General features: G+C 68.9%; 10 protein-coding genes. 5 read left to right on the top strand and 5 right to left on the bottom strand.

The features are described 5' to 3' along the window. Positions 1-255: 255 nt before the first annotated feature. The 3 genes from aspS to NDAS_RS15240 all read left to right on the top strand — a co-directional run bounded on the left by aspS (position 256) and on the right by NDAS_RS15240 (position 6,096). The gene (gene aspS, locus NDAS_RS15250) at positions 256-2,010 is read left to right on the top strand and encodes an aspartate--tRNA ligase (protein ID WP_013154106.1); all 1,755 of its coding nucleotides are present in this window, start codon (positions 256-258) and stop codon (positions 2,008-2,010) included. 681 nt (positions 2,011-2,691) lie between these two features. After that, on the top strand, positions 2,692-4,722 hold the full coding sequence (locus tag NDAS_RS15245; RefSeq protein WP_013154105.1) for a SpoIIE family protein phosphatase: 2,031 nt from the start codon (positions 2,692-2,694) through the stop codon (positions 4,720-4,722). Positions 4,723-4,752: 30 nt separating this feature from the next. Then, positions 4,753-6,096: a replication-associated recombination protein A gene (locus tag NDAS_RS15240; RefSeq protein ID WP_019610761.1), complete on the top strand. Its 1,344-nt coding sequence runs from the start codon at positions 4,753-4,755 to the stop codon at positions 6,094-6,096. Between the two features lie 102 nt (positions 6,097-6,198). On the opposite strand, the gene NDAS_RS15235 is transcribed toward NDAS_RS15240, so the two are convergent. Beyond that, on the bottom strand, positions 6,199-7,791 hold the full coding sequence (locus tag NDAS_RS15235) for a serine/threonine-protein kinase (protein WP_013154103.1): 1,593 nt from the start codon (positions 7,789-7,791) through the stop codon (positions 6,199-6,201). Between the two features lie 376 nt (positions 7,792-8,167). Here NDAS_RS15235 and NDAS_RS15230 point away from each other — a divergent pair, with 376 nt between their 5' ends. Beyond that, positions 8,168-8,560 carry a DUF948 domain-containing protein gene (locus tag NDAS_RS15230; protein ID WP_013154102.1) on the top strand — a complete coding sequence of 131 codons (393 nt, stop codon included), beginning with the start codon at positions 8,168-8,170 and terminating at the stop codon, positions 8,558-8,560. Beyond that, entirely contained in the window at positions 8,557-8,847 is a 291-nt protein-coding gene (locus tag NDAS_RS15225) for a hypothetical protein (RefSeq protein WP_013154101.1), read from the top strand. Before NDAS_RS15230 ends, NDAS_RS15225 begins: the two co-directional genes overlap by 4 nt. A 384-nt stretch (positions 8,848-9,231) precedes the next feature. On the opposite strand, the gene NDAS_RS15215 is transcribed toward NDAS_RS15225, so the two are convergent. The 4 genes from NDAS_RS15215 to NDAS_RS15200 form a co-directional block, all read right to left on the bottom strand. Beyond that, positions 9,232-11,673, bottom strand: a complete 2,442-nt coding sequence (locus NDAS_RS15215; protein ID WP_049800308.1) for an AAA family ATPase — start codon at positions 11,671-11,673, stop codon at positions 9,232-9,234. A gap of 253 nt (positions 11,674-11,926) precedes the next feature. After that, the gene (locus tag NDAS_RS15210; RefSeq protein ID WP_013154098.1) at positions 11,927-15,184 is read right to left on the bottom strand and encodes a type I restriction endonuclease subunit R; all 3,258 of its coding nucleotides are present in this window, start codon (positions 15,182-15,184) and stop codon (positions 11,927-11,929) included. A 113-nt stretch (positions 15,185-15,297) separates the two neighbouring features. Further along, positions 15,298-16,545, bottom strand: a complete 1,248-nt coding sequence (locus NDAS_RS15205; protein ID WP_013154097.1) for a restriction endonuclease subunit S — start codon at positions 16,543-16,545, stop codon at positions 15,298-15,300. After that, the gene (locus NDAS_RS15200; protein ID WP_013154096.1) at positions 16,538-18,187 is read right to left on the bottom strand and encodes a class I SAM-dependent DNA methyltransferase; all 1,650 of its coding nucleotides are present in this window, start codon (positions 18,185-18,187) and stop codon (positions 16,538-16,540) included. Before NDAS_RS15200 ends, NDAS_RS15205 begins: the two co-directional genes overlap by 8 nt. Between the last annotated feature and the right edge of the window lie 7 nt (positions 18,188-18,194).

Here is an 18,194-nt window from a genome sequence, read left to right as displayed (position 1 = left end):
CCGTCCCGCAGGAACGACGTATGACCACCCCACACCACCGAGGCGCCCGCCGCCCGAGCGCGCCCGCGCGGCCGCACGGCGGGCGAGATACCCGCACCGGCCCCGCCTGAGGGCGGATCGCCGGTGGCTTCGCACGCCCTTTCCCCGGTCCTCCCCCCACCGGGTGCCCGAAGGCCGTGTGCGCAGGATCTGGCCCGCACCCGAGCGCAGGTCGGGCACACTTGACACGAACAAAGACGCTGAAGGAGTAGTCCGTTGATACGCACGCATGAGGCAGGTGCGTTGCGCGCCGAGCACGCAGGCGCGACCGTCGTCCTCGCCGGGTGGGTGGCACGCCGCCGCGACCACGGCGGGGTGGTCTTCCTCGACCTGCGCGAGGCCTCCGGCGTGGTCCAGGTCGTCGTCCGCGAGGACGACCTCGCCCACGACCTGCGCGCCGAGTACTGCATCAAGGTCACCGGCTCGGTCCGGGTCCGCCCCGAGGGCAACGAGAACCCCGAGATCCCCACCGGCGCGGTCGAGGTCGTCGCCGACGAGATCGAGGTGCTCAGCGAGGCCGCGCCGCTGCCCTTCCAGCTCGACAGCGCCGCCGACGTGGCCGAGGAGACCCGGCTGCGCTACCGCTACCTGGACATCCGACGCCAGGAGATGGCCGACAACCTGCGCCTGCGCTCCAAGGCGACCTACGTCGCCCACGAGGTCATGCGCGACCTGGGGTTCACCTACGTGGAGACCCCCTACATGACCCGCTCCACGCCCGAGGGCGCCCGCGACTTCCTCGTCCCGGTCCGCCTCCAGCCGGGCCACTGGTACGCGCTGCCGCAGTCCCCGCAGCTGTTCAAGCAGCTGCTCATGGTCGGCGGCATGGAGCGCTACTACCAGCTCACCCGCTGCTTCCGCGACGAGGACCTGCGCGCGGACCGCCAGCCGGAGTTCACCCAGATCGACCTGGAGATGAGCTTCGTCGACGAGGAGGACCTCTTCGCCGTCGGCGAGAAGCTGTTCACCCGCCTGCTGCGCGAGGTGCGCGGCGTCGAGCTGCCCGAGCGCTTCCCGCGGATGCGCTACTCCGAGGCCATGGACCGCTTCGGCTCCGACAAGCCCGACCTGCGCTTCGGCCAGGAGCTGGTCGAGGTCACCGCCTACTTCGCCGACACCCCCTTCCGGGTCTTCAAGGCCCCCTACGTGGGTGCCGTGGTCATGCCGGGCGGTGCCTCCCAGACCCGCAAGGAGCTGGACGCCTGGCAGGAGTGGGCGCGCTCGCGCGGCGCGAAGGGCCTGGCCTACGTGCTCGTCCAGGAGGACGGCTCCCTGGGCGGCCCGGTGGCCAAGAACCTCTCCGAGGCCGAGCGCGGGGGCCTGGCCGCCCAGGTCGGCGCCGCGCCGGGCGACGCGGTGTTCTTCGCCGCGGGCGCCCGGACCGCGAGCCAGGAGCTGCTGGGCGCGGCCCGTCTGGAGATCGGCAGGCGCTGCGGCCTGATCGACACCTCCCGGTGGGAGATCCTGTGGATCACCGACATGCCCCTGTTCGAGGAGGCCGACGAGGAGGGCTCCTGGAAGCCGGTGCACCACCCCTTCACCGCCCCGGCGGTGCAGGACGAGGCCGACTTCCAGGACCACCCGGGCACCACCGACTCCCGGGCCTTCGACCTGGTGCTCAACGGCTACGAGCTGGTCTCGGGCTCCATCCGTATCCACCGGGCCGAGATGCAGCAGCGGATCTTCGACGTCATCGGCCTGAGCAAGGCCGAGGCCGAGTCGAAGTTCGGGTTCCTGCTGGAGGCGTTCAAGTTCGGCCCGCCGCCGCACGGCGGCCTGGCCGTGGGCTGGGACCGCATCGTCATGCTGCTGGCCGGTCAGCCGACCATCCGCGAGGTCATCGCCTTCCCCAAGACCGCCTCGGGCGGCGACCCGCTGACGGGCGCGCCCACGCCGATCACCGCTGAGCAGCGGGCCGAGGCCGGGGTGGACGCCGACCCCGACGCCGAGGAGCGCGAGAAGCGCAAGTAGGGGGCCGTCGGCCCTGTCGGGGGCGGTGCGCGCACGGCGCGCGCCGCCCCCGACGCGTGTACCGGCGAGGGGCCGCCGACCCCCCGGGCCCGCGCCCCCGGACGCTCCGGGACCGAAGAATTTCGCGGCTCCCGTGAGGTGCCCGAATTCATCCCATTTTGAACCTGTCTCATTCGGTCACTCGGCGAAAACGGGCAGTTATCGGGCGTCATGGAGGGGCGTGCGCGTGGCCGGACACGGCCTCAGTGCCCCGGTACGGATGCGCGGACAGCCGTCATCCCCTACCGTTGAGGGCGAATCACCCCTTCCGAGCCGCGATGAGAACGTGTTGTGGAGTGGACACGTATCTCACGGGGACACCCCCGGTCACGGGCGGAAGTGGTGGCGGAGTGCATTCTGCGCTGTTGAGTCACACGGGCATAACGATTTCCATCCTGTGGTCGCTCGGGTGCGACCCCGGGTGCGGAATCGACCGCCCTCCCGTCGCGCCGATGGAGCACGCGGGTCCGCGTCCAGCCAGGTCACACGGACGCCGGACGACGCGTGCGTCGGCCCTGCCCCTGTTCCGGCACCAGATCCGGCCCAGCCCCGGACACTAGAATGAGCCGGTCGGAACGTTTCAAGGGTGACCGCGCCTGCGCGCGGGTGTGACGTCCGAGACGACATGAGGATGAGTCATACGTGAACGGAAAACGCGCTTCAGGCGATGGTTCCGAGAGCGCTCTCGCGGAGGCGTTCTCCCACGCCCCCGAGCCCATGGTGCTCACCCTGGCCGACGGCGCGATCGTGCACGCCAACCTGGCCTTCACCGAACTCTTCGGCCGCGACGCCTCCGACCTCGACGGAGGGGCCTGGTTCGACCTCCTCGACGGTGACGACGCCCAGCGCGGCGCCCGCGCCCACCACGAGGCCCTCGCCGGGAACCGGGGTCGCCGGTCCCGCCTGCGCCTGAAGGTCGCCGACAAGGCCGCCCACCTGGTGGAGGCCGAGCTGCGCCCCCTGCCCGGGGACGGCCCGGGGGACGCCCGCGCGGTCGTCCTGCTGCACCTGCTCTCCACCGAGGAGGCCGACCTGCGCGTGATCGGCGAGCTGCGCACCGACAACTCCGACTCCGTGCTGTGGAGCCTGGACCCGGCCAGCGGACGCCTGCGCGAGATGTTCGGCCCCACCCCGCTCGGCGCGCTGCTGGCCGGGAACGACCGCGAACTCGAACGCATCCTGGAGCGCGTCCACCCCGACGACATCGCCCGCGTGCGCGACGCCATCTCCGCCTCCTTCGCCGGGCGCGACTACGAACAGCGCTTCCGCGTCTTCGACCGCCTCGGCGACGAGCGCTCCCTGCACGTGCGCGCCCGCTACGTGCCAGGCGATCCCGACCGCCTCGTGGGCATCGTCGACGACGTCACCGAGCACGTCCAGCTCGTACGCCGCCTCGCCGACCGCCGCCGCACCGAGGCCGAGCACGGCCGCCTGGTCACCGAACTGTCCTCCAAACTCGTCTCGGCCACCACCGTCGACAAGGTCATGGACCTGCTCAGCGAGGAGTTCCTGCCCATCTTCGGCGGAGTCCAGGCCGTCGCCCTCTACGTCGAGAACGGACTGCTGCGCAGCTCGCCCAGCGCACACGCCAAGAGCGCCACCAGCAACATCGAGCGCATAGACGGCCGCCGCGCCGACGACACCGACTTCCCCATGGGCGCGGTCATCCAGGACCGCCAGCCCCGCTTCTTCGAGAGCCGCGCCGAGATCATCAGCCGCTTCCCCGCCGCCGTCGAACTCATGCGCCAGGTGCGCGGCCAGGCCTGGGCCACCGTGCCCATCTTCGGCGACGGCAAGGTCGCCCTGGGCGTGTGGCAGATGGTCTGGGACCGCCCCCACCACGCCAGCCGCGACGAGCGGGCCCTCATGCTCACCTTCGCCGGACTCGCCGGGCAGGCCCTCCAACGGATCAAGGCGCAGCAGGCCGAGCTGGAGCTGGCCGACGCGCTCCAGCGCCGCATGCTGCCCCGCCAGGTGGCCAGCTTCCCGGACATGGACATCGCCACCAAGTACCTGCCCTCCCGCGCGGACTGGCGCATCTGCGGCGACTTCTACGACGTCATCGAACTCCCCGAGAACAAGGTCGGCCTCCTGGTCGGCGACGTCCAGGGGCACGGCGTCGAGGCGGCGGCCGCCATGGGCCAGATCCGCGTGGCCTTCCGCGCCTACGCCACCAACCAGTCCGACCCCGGCGTCGTCCTGGGCGAGACCAACCGCCTGCTCACCGAGACCGGCGAGATCGTCTTCGCCACCTGCGGCTACCTCGTCGTGGACCGCGAGAGCGGCGTCATGCAGGCGGCCTGGGCCGGACAGCCGCCGGTCGTCCTGGCCACCCGGAGCGGCTACGAGCTCTGGGAGCCCGAGACCGGCCCGCCGCTGGGCGTGCTCTCCGACCCCGAGTACGCCGTCACCACCCGCATGCTCCCGCCCGGCACCGCCCTGCTGCTGTGCTCCGACGGACTCGTGGAGAGCTCCGAGGTGCCCATGGGCGAGGGGCTGGCCCGGGTCGGCGCGGCGCTCTCCGAGCACCACGAGGACCCCGAGGCCGCCGCGCACGTCATCGCCGAGATGGCCCCGGCCGGGCGCGGCGACGACATCGCCCTGCTCATCACCCGCATGATCCCCTCCACCGAGCCGGCGCGGGACCGCGCCGCCGTGGCGACCGCGACCTGACCGGTGCCCTCGGCCGCCTACCCTGGACAGGTGTCCGACACGCTCTTCGACGACGCCGGCGCGGAGGCCGCCAGAGGCCAGGAACCGCTCGCCGTGCGCATGCGCCCCCGCACCCTCGACGAGGTCGTGGGCCAGCGCCACCTGCTCGGCGAGGGCAGCCCGCTGCGCCGCCTGGTCGAGGACGACGCGCCCATGTCCGTGTTCCTGTGGGGCCCGCCCGGCACCGGCAAGACCACCCTGGCCACCGTGGTCAGCCGCGTCACCAAGCGCCGCTTCGTCGAGCTGTCCGCCGTCAACGCCGGGGTCAAGGACGTGCGCGCCGTCATCGACGACGCCCGGCGCCGCATGGGCATGCACGGCACCCGCACCCTGCTCTTCGTGGACGAGGTCCACCGCTTCAACAAGACCCAGCAGGACGCGCTGCTGCCCGCCGTGGAGAACCGCTGGGTCAGCTTCATCGGCGCCACCACCGAGAACCCCTTCTTCTCCGTGGTCAGCCCCCTGCTGTCGCGTTCGCTGCTGCTGTCCCTGGAGTCGCTGGAGGACGCCGACGTCCGCGCCCTGGTGGACCGGGCGCTGGCCGACGAGCGCGGGCTGGACGGGCGCTACACGCTCTCCGACGAGGGCGCTGACCACCTCGTACGCCTCGCGGGCGGCGACGGCCGCCGCTCCCTGACCTACCTGGAGGCCGCCGCGCTCGTCGCCGGCGCCCCCGGCGCGGAGCCGGTCACCATCACGGCCGAACACGTCGAACGCGCCGTGGACCGGCACGCCGTGCGCTACGACCGCTCCGGCGACCAGCACTACGACGTCGTCAGCGCCTTCATCAAGAGCATGCGCGGCTCGGACCCCGACGCCGCCCTGCACTACCTCGCCCGCATGATCGAGGCGGGGGAGGACCCCCGCTTCATCGCCCGACGCGTGGTCGTGCACGCCAGCGAGGACGTCGGCATGGCCGACCCCACCGCCCTGCAGACCGCCGTGGCCGCCGCCCAGGCCGTGGAGCTCATCGGCATGCCCGAGGCCCGCATCAACCTCGCCCAGGCCGTCATCCACATCAGCCTGGCCCCCAAGTCCAACGCGGTCGTCTCCGCCATCGACGCCGCCGCGGCCGACGTGCGCGCGGGCCTGGCCGGGCCCGTCCCCGCCCACCTGCGCGACGGCCACTACCGGGGCGCCGCCGAACTCGGCCACGGCAAGGGCTACCGCTACGCCCACGACTTCCCCGGCGGCGTCGCCCCCCAGAGGCACGCCCCCGACGGCCTCGCCGACCGCGAGTACTACCGGCCCACCCAGCACGGCGCCGAACGGCGCTTCGGCGAGGTCCTCCAGCGCATCAAGGAGGTCCTGCGGGGCGGCGGGCAGCGCGGCTGAGCGCCGGGGCAGCGGCCCGCGGTACCGGCGCGCGTGCGGCGGCCCGACGCCGTCCGCCCCGAGGGGGAGGAGACCCGGGTACGGGAGCCCCTGCCGCGACGGTCAGTCGGTGAACAGCTCCGTGACCCGCACGATCTCGCGGGGCCCCTCGCCCCCCTCCCCGGCGGGTTCGGCGAAGGTCACCTCCACGATGACCACCGGGCCCCACGACAGGTAGTCGACGAAGTCGCTCCCGGTCAGCTCCCAGGTGCCGCGGCCCTCCTCGTCGATGAACAGGTGCTCGGGCGCGGCGCAGAACTTGGCGCAGAGCACCTCGGCGTCGGGGGCGATGACGGCCTCGCCGGGCTCCCCGGCCACGTCCCACTGCTCGGCCCAGGCCGCGTGGCTGGGGATGCCCCGGCCCCGGACCGGCTCGTCCTCGCGGTCGACGGGGGTGTACACCCACGGCCCCGTCTCGGGGGACTCCTGCTCGGCGGGGTCGAACCGCACCACCAGGGTCAGCGGGTCCTCCTCGGCGACGGGGCTCGGCGACGCGGACCCCTCCCCGGCGGCGCCCGCGACCAGGGCGTCCCCCTGCTCGGGGGCGAGCAGCCGCGAGACGCCCCACACGCCGCCGCCGACCAGCGCCAGCGCGAGCACCGCGCTCGCGGCCAGGAACACGGCCCGTGCGGGGCGCCGGTTGGACATGCGCCCCTCCAGCCGGATGACCTCGGGCACCCGCGCGGGCGGCTCCACGGCGTGCCACTCGCGCTCCAGGATGCGCGCCAGCTCGTCGCGGTCCGGTGCGGCGGCCGCGCCCCCGGCAGGGGAGCCCGCAGCGCCCCCGCCGCCCTCCGAGGCGTTCTGCGCCTGCCACACCGCGATGACCGCGCCGATCACCTCGCGCAGGCTGGGGCGGCCGTCCGGGTCGGGGTCCAGCGAGCGCCCGACCACCGGTTGCAGCCCCTTGGCCAGACCGGTCAGGTCGAAGGAGCCCTGCGCGGCGCGCTCGGCGATCTCCTCGGGCTCCCCGGGGCCGAAGGGCAGGCGCCCGGTCCCGGCGAAGGCGACCACGGCGCCCCAGGCGAACACGTCGGCGGCGGGCGTGGCCGCCCCGCCGCGGAAGCGCTCGGGACTCAGCCAGGTCGCCCCCGCCCCGCGCATGCGCTCGGGGGAGGCCACGACCGCGCACTCCATGATGTGCGGGCCGCGCGACTCCAGCAGGATCTCGCCGGGGCGCAGCGACCCGTGCGCCACGCCGCGCGCGTGCAGCGCGGACAGCCCCTCGGCCAGGCCGGTGGCCAGCGCGATCAGCTTTCCGGTGCCCAGCCCGCCGCGCTTGGTGACGAAGTGGGACAGCCGCTCGCCCGCCATGTAGGGCATGGACAGCCACGGGGGGTTGGCGTCGCTGTCGAAGGCCAGGGGGACGACCACGCGCGCGGAGTCGACGTTGGACAGGGCCCGCAGCCTCCGCTCCAGCGCGGGGTAGGCGTCAGCGGACTCCAGTTCGGCGGATGTGAGGACCTTCACTGCCACCAGACGGTCGTCCGCGCTCGCGGAGGCGGTGTCCACGGCCGCGTAGACGGTGCCGCTGCCCCCCTGCCCCAGCCGTCCGAGGACGAGGTAGGGACCGATCCGTGAGGGGTCGTCCGGATAGAGGGGGGCCAGGTCCGGCGGTACCAGTACGGAGATCTCTCGGGGAGAACGAGGGCTCATGAGCGTCCTGTCGATGCTTCTGGGGCCGAGGGGCGGCTGAGTGTCCGCACATCGTAGTCAGCTTTTCGGAAGGACCGGGCTTGCGGTCGATTGTCCCCCAGGGCGGGTGGAGCGTCGATCCCCGTGGCCCGGATCGGTCGTCCCGCAGGGGGTGCGGACGCGCCGTGGCGTCCTCGCCCACCCGAAGGCGGGACGCGATAGGGTCGGCCGAAACCGGCCCGTCCCGCGCGGACCACAGGGGAGGATCCGCCGAGCCCGGGAACGCCCGTTCGCGGCGCCCGGTCCGGCGCGGTCGCCGGCGTCCCCGGTCCCGGCGCGTGCGCGAGGGGCCGCCGCACACCCTCGAAGTCACCCTCTATCTGTCCACGGAGCCCGCATGCTTACCGGAGGAGAGGTCGCCGCGCTCGTCGCCGCGGTGGTCTGGGCGGTGCTGGCCACGTTCATGTGCGTGGCGCTCGTCAAGCTCATCAAGCTCATCAACGAGGCGACCAAGGTCGTGTCGGAACTGGGGGACCGCACCCCGCCCCTGCTGGACGACGTCGCGTCCACGGTGGAGCGCACCAACACCTCGCTGGAACGGGTCGAGGAGATCACCGCCAACGTGCAGGCCAGTTCCGAGGACGTCTCCACGATGACCGCGCTGACCCGCTCGGTGCTCACCGGGCCGCTGGTGAAGGCGGCCTCGCTGTCCTACGGGGTGCGCCGCGTCCTCGGCCAGCGCAGGGCCCTGGCGGTCGTGCGCACCCGCAGGAGGAAGGCGAACCGGTGATCGGCAGACTGCTCTACCTCGCCGCGGGGGCCGCCATCGGCGGCTACGCGGTCCACCGCGTCCACCGCGCCCGGCGGGCCCTCACCCCGGGCGGTATCGCCGAGCGCGTGGAGGGCCAGGTCAGCGAGTACCGCGGCGCTCTGCGTGAACTCAACGAGGACCTCGCCGACGCCGTGCGCGAGCAGGAGGAGGAACTCCTGCGCCTGTACGCCCCCCGGAAGGGGCGCCGGTCCCTGCCCGGGACCGGGCAGGAGCTCTCTGAACTTCCAGGACCCAGGGACAACTAACCGGTCGGGACCGTCGTCAACGTGGGACGCTGGCACGTGCCAGGTCGTTCAAGATCCGATACGCGCCAGCGCGCCAGCGGACGAGCTCCTCCAGGCTCGGTTCCAGGGCGGAACGGTGGTAGTGGCACGCCTCATTCAGGGTTCTGAGAAGCGATGACCACTCACCCGCGAGGGAAGCCGACACCTGGTGGTCCAGGCAAATCGACTGAACCCGGGTGCTGGACCGTGCCATCTGCGGATGGACACGCTGCCAGTACTCCCGCATTCCTGTTTCCAGGGCCATCCTCAGGAGGAAGGCCGCACCACGACGACGGACACCGTTTCCCGGACCGGCCAGGGAGTCCAAGAGCCGGTCCGCCTTCGCGAGGAACTTCGCGGATTCCGTCATCGCCATCCGCCGATCCGCTGAGCGAGACGCCGAGTCTGCTCGATGAGCTCCTGGGGGTCCATCGACACCGTCCCGGGGGCATGGGAGCCGCGGTTGCATGCGCTGACCGTGTCGGCTGCCCACTGCCCGAAGAGCTCTCCCAATCTCGCGTACACGTCCCTCGCCGCCCGGCGGGCGGTGCCGAACAGTGCGAGCGATGCGAGGTCGGTGAGCTTGGTGGCCTTTGTGACCCGCTCCTGTGCGTCCGACCACGACTGGCCCTGACCGGTGAGCTTTCCCACCGCCGCTCCCTTGAAAGCGGCTTCAAGGGCGATCCGGCACTGCCCTGGGACGATATCGGCCGCCCACGGTCCGGCATGGCGGTCGTGGACGATCACTGACGCGTCTTCCAGAGCCTGCTCGACCGGAGAGGTGCACGGCCTACACCGCACCTGGGACGAACTCCCGCGGTCCACGTTCATCACGGTAGCGGGGATTCGGAGCCATCGGACCGCATCGACCAGTCGCATGTCGTGCGTGAAGACGATGACCTGTCGACTCGCCGCGTAGTCCTGTAGAACCCGGGCGAATCCGGCGACCTTGTCGGCGTCCATCGACTGCACGGGGTCGTCGAGCACGATGAAGCGGTACGGGCTCTCTTCTGAACACGCGCGGGGCAGGAAGAGCGCCAGGGCCAGGGAGTTGAGTTCTCCCTGGCTCATCACCCCCAGGGCCTGTGCCGCCTTGTCGTCCACCGACACGTCCAACGCCAGGTGCCGGGTGGTGTTGGTGCCCATCAGTTCGATCGAGTTCAACGACACGCTGCTCTCCTGGCGCAGTTCCCCCCAGATCGCCTGAGTCCTGTCGGCGAAAGGGGCGAGTCGGGCCGATCGAAGATCGCCGTGGGCGGACTTCAGCCACTCCCGGGCCTTCTTCGCCTCGCGCACGACCGGACGCGCCCGTTCCACCTCTTCGGCCCGGGTGACCCACGCGGCGAGATCCCCGGCGACGCGCAGCCATGCGCTGTCAGCCTCGGCCAGTTCGCTCTTGGCCCGCTCGATGACCGGCCCGCTGGCCGTCGCCAGATCGCTTCCAGTACGCTCCAGAGCCTCGGCCAGCGCCTGTGGATCCGAGATCCTCCGACAGTCGGTCCAGGCCGTCCACGGTGCGTTCAGAGCCTCAGGCAGCCACACGGGAGCGTTCTGCGGCAAGGCTTGGGCGCTGCGGACCGCTGAGACGCACCGCTGCTGGGCCGCTCGGGCGCGCTCACCCTCCTCCCGCAGGGTGTCGATCTCCTGTTTGGCCTTGCGGGCCCACCCTTCGGTGATCTGATCCGCCGTACCGCACACGGGGCACGTGTGTTCCTGCGGATGATCGATATGCAGTCCCAGGACAGATTCGAGAAGGTCGGCTCGTCGTTGCGCGGCGGCGGCCGACGTACCCGACACGCGTGCAGTTTCCTCCGCGGCCCGACGCAGTTCCCGAGCCGCCGAAGTGATCGCCGAGGCGTCGGGCGTCTGGAGGAGCGAGATGCGACGTGCGCGCTCCAGCCCGGTCTCGTCCAGGACCCGCTGGTTCTCCAGAATCTCCCGCAGTGCCGCCAGATCAGGGCTGCGCCCGTCCAGCGCGTCGGCGGCGGCCTGAGCTCGGGGGTCGTCCATGGCTTCGAGTTCGGTGCGCAGTGACACGCATTCCTCGCGTACCCGCTTGGCCGCCGCCTCCTTCCCGGAGACCAACTGCCGCAGCCGCCCGTCCGCCTCGGTCAGCTCCTCCAGCCCGAGGATGTCGGCGATCCGGTCGTGGGCCTCGCTGCGGGCACCCGTGAAGGCCGTCCCGAGCTCCGCGTAGGGCAGGAAGGGGCGGTATAGCTGAAGGGCGCGCTTCCACCCCAGCTCCTCCAGCGGTCGCTGTGCTCCGTCGGGCGCGGACACCTTCGCCGACGAGTCGGAGGCGTTCTGCCCGTGCCAGGTGCGGGTCAGGGTATGGCTGCCGCCGCCGTCGGCCGTGGAGAACTCCACGTCGATTCGGGAGGGCTTCGACGTGTGGACATTGCGCCAGCTGCCGGACCACACATTGGACTTGGCGGTGTGCCACCGTGCGTTGTCACCGGTGACGGCGGCTTCGATGCCCTCGGCGAAACTCGACTTCCCAGAGCCGTTCGCACCGAACACCATCGTCAGGCCTGGCCCGGGAGGAAGGTTCAGCTCCGCCTCACCGCCGATACCGCGGAACCCGGTGACCTTGACCGACGAAAGGAAGGCGGGCTCCATAGACCCGTGTTCCGGTTCCGACGCTATTTCGGTGAAGGCCTCCCAGAGAAGCCGCTGGGCCTGGGAGGAGAGGGCGGAGTCGGCGACACGCTCTCGCAGAAGCTCGTGAACGGTACCGGCGGCGGATGAATGGGACATGGCTTGCTCCATAAACGGGGTGATGGTGCTTGGCGGGAAGATGACGCGCACAGTGGGAGGGGAGGAGTCCCCGGCTCGGGTTTCCCGAGTGCGTCATGGCCAAGTTAGAAGCAGCCAATAATCGGAATCAAGGCAAGAACATGATAAGGGCCCTTATCAGTTTTCGGAAGATACTTATTGATGCCCCTTGAGAGATGAAAATGCCCTCGGAATCCGTTCTGGGTTCCGAGGGCCGTCCTCGTGTCGCGACGTCACACTTTCCTCTAAGCGGAACCGGCCCACCCGTGAAGGGGCGGGCCGGTGATCACCGGTTACTCCAGTACTCGCCGTATCCGCGAGCCTGTTTGAGGACCTCCTCGACAGCCGAGGGCTGAGCGTCCGGTGGATACCCGTGCCGACGCAGCAGTCTCTTGATGCGGCTCATCATGTAGGACTTCACCTCGTCGCGCTGGGACCAGTCGATGGAGGCGCTGGACTGCACCTGTGTGACCAGGTCACGGGCAATCGCCGCGAGTTTTCCCGTGCCCATGACCTTGACCGCTGCCTCGTTCTTTGCGACGGCGTCGTAGAACGCCAACTCATCCTCGGACAACCCCAGTTCCGCGGCGCGCCCCCGATCCGCTGACACCTCCTTGGCGAGTTCCACCATCTGGGCGATGACCGCAGCGGAGGTGAGTGCCCCGTTTCGGTACCGGTTCATCGTGTGGAGCAGTTTCTCGACGAACTTCTCCTGCTTGACGACGTTGTGCGGATAGACGGCCTTCACCTCCCGCTCGATCGACCGGCGCAGTGCCTCGATCGCCAGGTGGGGGCGCTCACTCTCCCTGAGCCTGCGAACGAACTCCTCGTCCAGATGCGAGAGGTCGGGTTTTTGCAGGCCGGCGGCCTCGTAGATGTCCACGACCTCGTCGGCGGCCACCGCACTCGCCGTGAGCTGACGGATGGCGAGTTCGACGTCCGCGGCCGTCGCCAGACCACGCGCGGCTTTTGCCTCTGTGTCCAACTTGACGACATAGTGCCGGACGGAGTCGAAGAACTTCAGATCAGGACGGATCGGATCCAGCTCCGGCTCGGTCGGGCAGAGCGCGAACGCGCGGACGAGGTCACGGGCATGCTTGGTGAAGCGCCGAACCAGAGTGGGCCTGCCCTCCTCGAGGTCAGGCTCCGGTTGTTGAAGGAACTCCACCGCGTCCAGGACAGCGTTCACGAACGCTTTGGGCCGACCCGAGTCCCGTGTGAGCCTCCAGTTGAGCCCGTGCAGGATTCCGTCGAGGATGTGGTGCTGTTCCTGCACGATGGCGACGGCTTCGGAGACCTCTCTGCCGACGGGACGCTCGTCCTGGTCGGTGAGGGTGTACTCCATCAGGGCCTGAGTGAGTTTGTCCGCGATGCCCAGGAAGTCGACGACGAGCCCGGATGGCTTCTCCCCGAACCGCCGGTTCACCCGTGCGATGGCCTGCATGAGCGCTGCCCCGCGCATCGGTTTGTCCAGGTACAGGGTGTGCAGTGGAGGAGAGTCGAATCCGGTGAGCCACAGGGACTGGACGATGACCAGTTCCAGCTTGTCCTCGGGATCGGTGGCCCTGCGCTGGATCGCCTTGATCCGGGTGGGTGTGCGAACGTGCGTCCTGGTCGGCTCAGGATCGGAGGCCTGACCAGTGTAGACGCACTTGATGACACCGTCGGCGTCGTCATCGGAGTGCCAGGTCGGCTCCAGCTGGATGATGGCGGCGTACAGGTCGGCGCAGACCTTCCGGCTCAGCCCGACGATCATCGCCTTTCCCGGGGACGGACGCGGGTTCTCCCCCGTGGTGACGAGGAGCTTGCCCATCTCCTCTCGGCGCTGCTTCCAATGGTCGACGATGTCGGCGGCCAGCTTGCGGATCCGCTCGGGGGAACCGACCACGTCCTCATAGGCCGCAAGGGCCCGGTTGGCGCGTTTGCGCTCCTCCTCGTCCAGTTCCGCCGTCAGGTCCTCGGCTCGGCCGTCGAGCAGTTCGGGATCGATGTCCTGGGGGAGTGAGACCGGGATGTGCCGGTTCTCATAGAAGACCCGGACGGTCGCACCGTCCCGCACGGCCCGCGTCAGGTCGTAGACGTCGATGTCGTCGCCGAAGACGGCACGGGTGTCGCGGTCGGCCGCGGCGATCGGGGTGCCGGTGAACGCGATGTAGGCGGCGTTGGGAAGCGCGTCCCGCAGGTTCTTCGCGTAACCCTCCAACAAGCCGTAGTGGCTGCGGTGGGCCTCGTCGACGATGACGATGACGTTGCGCCGTGCGCTGAGCACCCGGTGTTGGAGACCGGCTTCCTTCTCGTCCTTGGTGATCCGGAACTTTTGCAGGGTGGTGAAGACGATGCCGCCCGAGGGGCGCTCAAGCAGGTGGGAGAGGTGCTCGGACAACGCGGCCTGCTTGGGTTCCTCGGGGAGGAGGGCGGAGGCTGCGAAGGTGGCGTACAGCTGACTGTCCAGGTCAAGCCGGTCTGTGAGTACGACGATGGTCGGGTTGCGCAACGCGGGATGCTTGAGCGCCTTGGCCGCGTAGAACTCCATCTCCTTGCTCTTGCCGGAGCCCTGGGTGTGCCAGACCACGCCGATCTTGCCGTTGCTGGACACAGCGGTGATCGTGCGGTCGATCGCCTTGTTCACGGCGATGTACTGGTGGGCTTTGGCCAGCCGTACAGTGTCGACCGTGCTCCCCTCGTCCCGAGAGAAGGCGAGGAAGTTCTCCAGCAGGTCCAGGAATCGGACCGGGCCGAACACTCCGCTGACGAGGCTTTCCAAGGCGACGAGGTGCTCGTGGTCGTCCTGCCCTGCGGCGAGTTCGAGCGGGTCACCAGCGTCGTTCACCTCCCAGGGGGCCATGTGCTCCCAGGGCGTGTGCGGAGTCCCGACACGGGCGGTGATGCCGTCGGAGGCGATGGCGAAGGCCACAGGGGCGAGCGCGGTGGCACCGTACTCGGTGCGGTAGGTCAGCAGCTGCGCGTGGGCTTCGCGGCTGCCGTCCTCGGAGCCCGCTGCCTTCAGCTCGAAGACGGCCAAGGGGATGCCGTTGACGTAGCCTACGATGTCCAGCCGCCGGGGCCGGGTACGTGAGGCGGAGCCAGCCAGGTCCTTGACGGTGACCTGGTTGGCGGCGACGAAGGCGTTGGAGTGCGGGTCGTTGAAGTCGATCGGCCACGCGGTCTCGGTGACCGTCTGCCCGGTGTCCGGGTCGGTCACCTCCACCTTGACGCCTTGGGTGAGCAGGGTGTGCAGACGGTGGAACTCATGGAAGGGGTCCGAGCTCTCACGGCGGCCGAGCTCCTCGATCACCTCGTCCACCGCGTCGTCGGGCAGTTGGGGGTTGATGCGGGTGAGGGCGGATCTCAGTCGTTCGGTGAGCAGAAGGTCGTCCCAGGCTCTGCGCTCGCCGCTGCCGTCCTTGCGCGGGGCGAGATCCTGCCCGCGAACCGGTTCCCATCCGCAGGGTTCGGCGAGCCATTCCAGAGCCCACGCCTCCCACTGGGCCTCGTCCGGATCGCGCGGGTAGATGGGGATGCCGTCATCGGCGTACTGGCTCATTTTCGGCCTCCTTGGAACGGGGCGAGCCGACGGGTGTGGGGAGTGGGTGGTGGCGGGGTCCGCCGGGGGCGCGGTCACCGCGCCCCCGGCGGATGGGGAGAAGGGAGAAAGGGTCAGACCGCGTCGGAGACCCGCTTCTCGGCGTCCTTGACGCGAAGCTCCCCGGAGATCAGCTTTGGCAGGAGTGTGTCCCGCAGTTCCGCGAGAATGTAGGCCTCTGAGTCAAGAGATCGCATGTGAGCGAATGCCACATCGGAATCTTTTCCGATTCGTTCCAGCTCTGTGGGGTCAGGACGCTTCATCGAGAAACCCGGAAGGCGGTCGGCTGGGCAGCGCTGGCGCCCAGAAGTTCCGATCATGTTCGAGATCGCATGTTCGCGGAAGCGCTTGTTCCGAGCCAGAAGATAGGAGAAATGCTGCGGCACGCCTGGGAGTGAGCGCATGACGATAAATTCAGTGGATCCGATGCCGGTCTCGTTGTCATCCATAAAGTCAACGAATGCCGTCTTTCCGTTCTCCAGGCAGGGAGTGATCCTTGCGAGCAAGGTGTCACCGTTCTGGAATCGAGTCCCAGGTGTAGGCTTTCGGAAATCCCATGTGTGAACCCTGGCAGAGCTTGTGGGTAGTGCTGCCATGTTCACATGGCGGGATGTGGGATCAGATGGTTTCTGGTACTTTGGATTGAACTCTACGAATTCGTTTGCCAGGGCGATGTCCTGTTCTGCCCCTGCTTCTATTCTGATGAGTTGTTCGAACTCAGTTGCAAGAAGGGATTCGTAGGTGCTAACGATCTGCTTGTTGACTGTGATCTTATTATCTAGCGCCCCAAGAGTTGAAGCTATGGAAACCTGTTCGTTGAGTGGAGGGACACTTACGGGGAGGGAGCTCAGAATCTTCGTATTGAGATTCGGCATGGTGGCGCCCACGGCGTGTTTCACAATCCACTCTCTCACGCTGGGGTGGCCTAGATAGTAAGAGATGAATTCGGAGTTTGCTCCAACTCCGGGCCTAACGCGGAGACATCCAGTTCCACACAGCCATCCGCGCTGAGTCTCGCGTACTAGCGCCCGTTTTTCAATATCTCCTCGCCGCGAGTAGACAATGTCTCCTGGTGCGAGGAGGTATTTTTCGAGGCGAAATGCGTCTTCCGGCGCAATCCGTGCTATTCCCTCCTCTTTGATGACGTTGTCCCCAATATTTTGGGGCATAACGCTAGGAATTCCTTGAGTAACATAGTCGGCGGCGTGGAGTTGGCTTCCAAAGGGGCCAGTCTGAATATTTCCGCCACCTGAAGCACAGAGTTCGCCAAGAGTGGTGACTTTCCATGTTTGAGGGGTTCCTGGTACCAGCGATTCAGGCATCGACCCTCCCGAGCTGCTCGCGAACGACGGCTTCCAGGCGGGCGGACGCATCGAAGTGCTCAAAAAGCTCCTTCTGTAGACGGGCGACCTTCTCGTCCAGGGGCTCGGCGTCCGGATCTTCCTCGACTTCGGCGGCGCCGACGTAGCGTCCCGGGGTCAGGATGAAGTCGTGCTCACGGATCTCGTCCAAGCTCACGGACTTGCAGAACCCGCCGATGTCCTCATAGGTGAGACCGTTCCGCTTGGCGGACGAAGTTCCGAGCCAGGCGTGGAAGGTGTTCGAGATCTGCTTGATCTCGTCCTCGGTGAGCTGTTTCTCGGTGCGCGTGACCATCTCACCGAGTTCGCGCGCGTCGATGAACAGCACCTGGCCGGTCCGGTCAATCGAGCCCCGACCACCTTTCGCGCCCCTGTCCTTGGCCAGGATCCACACACACGCGGGAATCTGTGTGGACCGGAACAGCTGTCCGGGCAGTGCCACCATGCAGGCGACGAGTCCGTCCTCAACCATGGCTCGGCGGATGTCGCCCTCGCCGGACTGCTTACTGCTCATCGACCCGTTGGCCAGCACGATGCCCGCCCGTCCCGCCTTCGGCGCCAGCTTGTAGGCCATGTGCTGGAGCCAGGCGTAATTGGCGTTGCCCACCGGAGGCACGCCCCATTGCCAACGCGGGTCCATGACCAGCCGGTCACCGCCCCAGTCGGAGATGTTGAACGGCGGATTGGCCATCACCACGTGCGCTCGCAGGTCGGGGTGGTGGTCGTTGTGGAAGGTGTCGTCCCACTTGGTGCCGAGATCGGCACTGATCCCGTGGATGGCGAGGTTCATCTTGGCCAGCCGCCAGGTGTTCTGGTTGAGCTCCTGACCGTACACGGCGATGTCCCGAGCGTTGCCGCCGTGGCTCTCGACGAACTTCTCCGCCTGGACGAACATCCCGCCCGAGCCGCACGCCGGGTCATAGACACGCTCGCCCTTCTGGGGTTCGAGCATCGCGACGATCAGCTCGACCACACACGCGGGTGTGTAGTATTCGCCGCCCCGACGGCCCTCCGCCAGGGCGAACTTGCCCAGGCAGTACTCGTACACCTCACCCAGGACATCCCGGGCGCTGCGGCGGTTGCCGTCGGGGTCCAGCTGGTCTCCGAACCCGATCCGGTTGATGAGGTCGACCAGTTCGCCCAGACGCCGCTCGTCCACCCCCCGCGCGTTGAACAGCCCTTGCGGCAATGAGTTGCGCAGACTGGGGTTGGTGTTGGCGACGGCCTTCATGGCGTCGTCGAGGAGCTTGCCGACACCGTCCTCGCCCGCACCGGTCTTGGCGCGCTCGGCGATCGCCTCCCAGCGCGCGGCCTGCGGCACCCAGAAGACGCCGTAGCCGATGTACTCCTCCCGGTCCTCCAGGGTCTCGGCGATGTCCGTCTCGGAGTACCCGCCCTCCTCGCGAAGCTCCTTCTCGATGTGTACCCGGCGCTCGGCGAACGCGTCGGACACGTACTTCAGGAAGATGAGCCCGAGCACGAAGTGCTTGTACTCGGCCGCGTCCATGCTGCCGCGCAGTTTGTCCGCCGCTTTCCACAGCGTGTCCTTCAAGTCCTTGGACCCGGTTCTGGTCGGCTTCTTGGCCGCCTTCGTGGTCGCCACGGGATGT

The organism is Nocardiopsis dassonvillei subsp. dassonvillei DSM 43111, from assembly GCF_000092985.1.
Classification (GTDB): domain Bacteria; phylum Actinomycetota; class Actinomycetes; order Streptosporangiales; family Streptosporangiaceae; genus Nocardiopsis; species Nocardiopsis dassonvillei.
The sequence above is the reverse complement of the archived record's forward strand: the minus strand, read 5'-3'. Positions and strand labels throughout refer to the sequence as shown.

Coding starts and splice junctions, on each gene's coding strand:
- NDAS_RS15230 (WP_013154102.1), top strand. CDS start 8,168: ATGCTTACCGGAGGAGAGGTCGCCGCGCTCGTCGCCGCGGTGGTCTGG.
- NDAS_RS15205 (WP_013154097.1), bottom strand. CDS start 16,545: ATGCCTGAATCGCTGGTACCAGGAACCCCTCAAACATGGAAAGTCACC.
- NDAS_RS15210 (WP_013154098.1), bottom strand. CDS start 15,184: ATGAGCCAGTACGCCGATGACGGCATCCCCATCTACCCGCGCGATCCG.
- NDAS_RS15235 (WP_013154103.1), bottom strand. CDS start 7,791: ATGAGCCCTCGTTCTCCCCGAGAGATCTCCGTACTGGTACCGCCGGAC.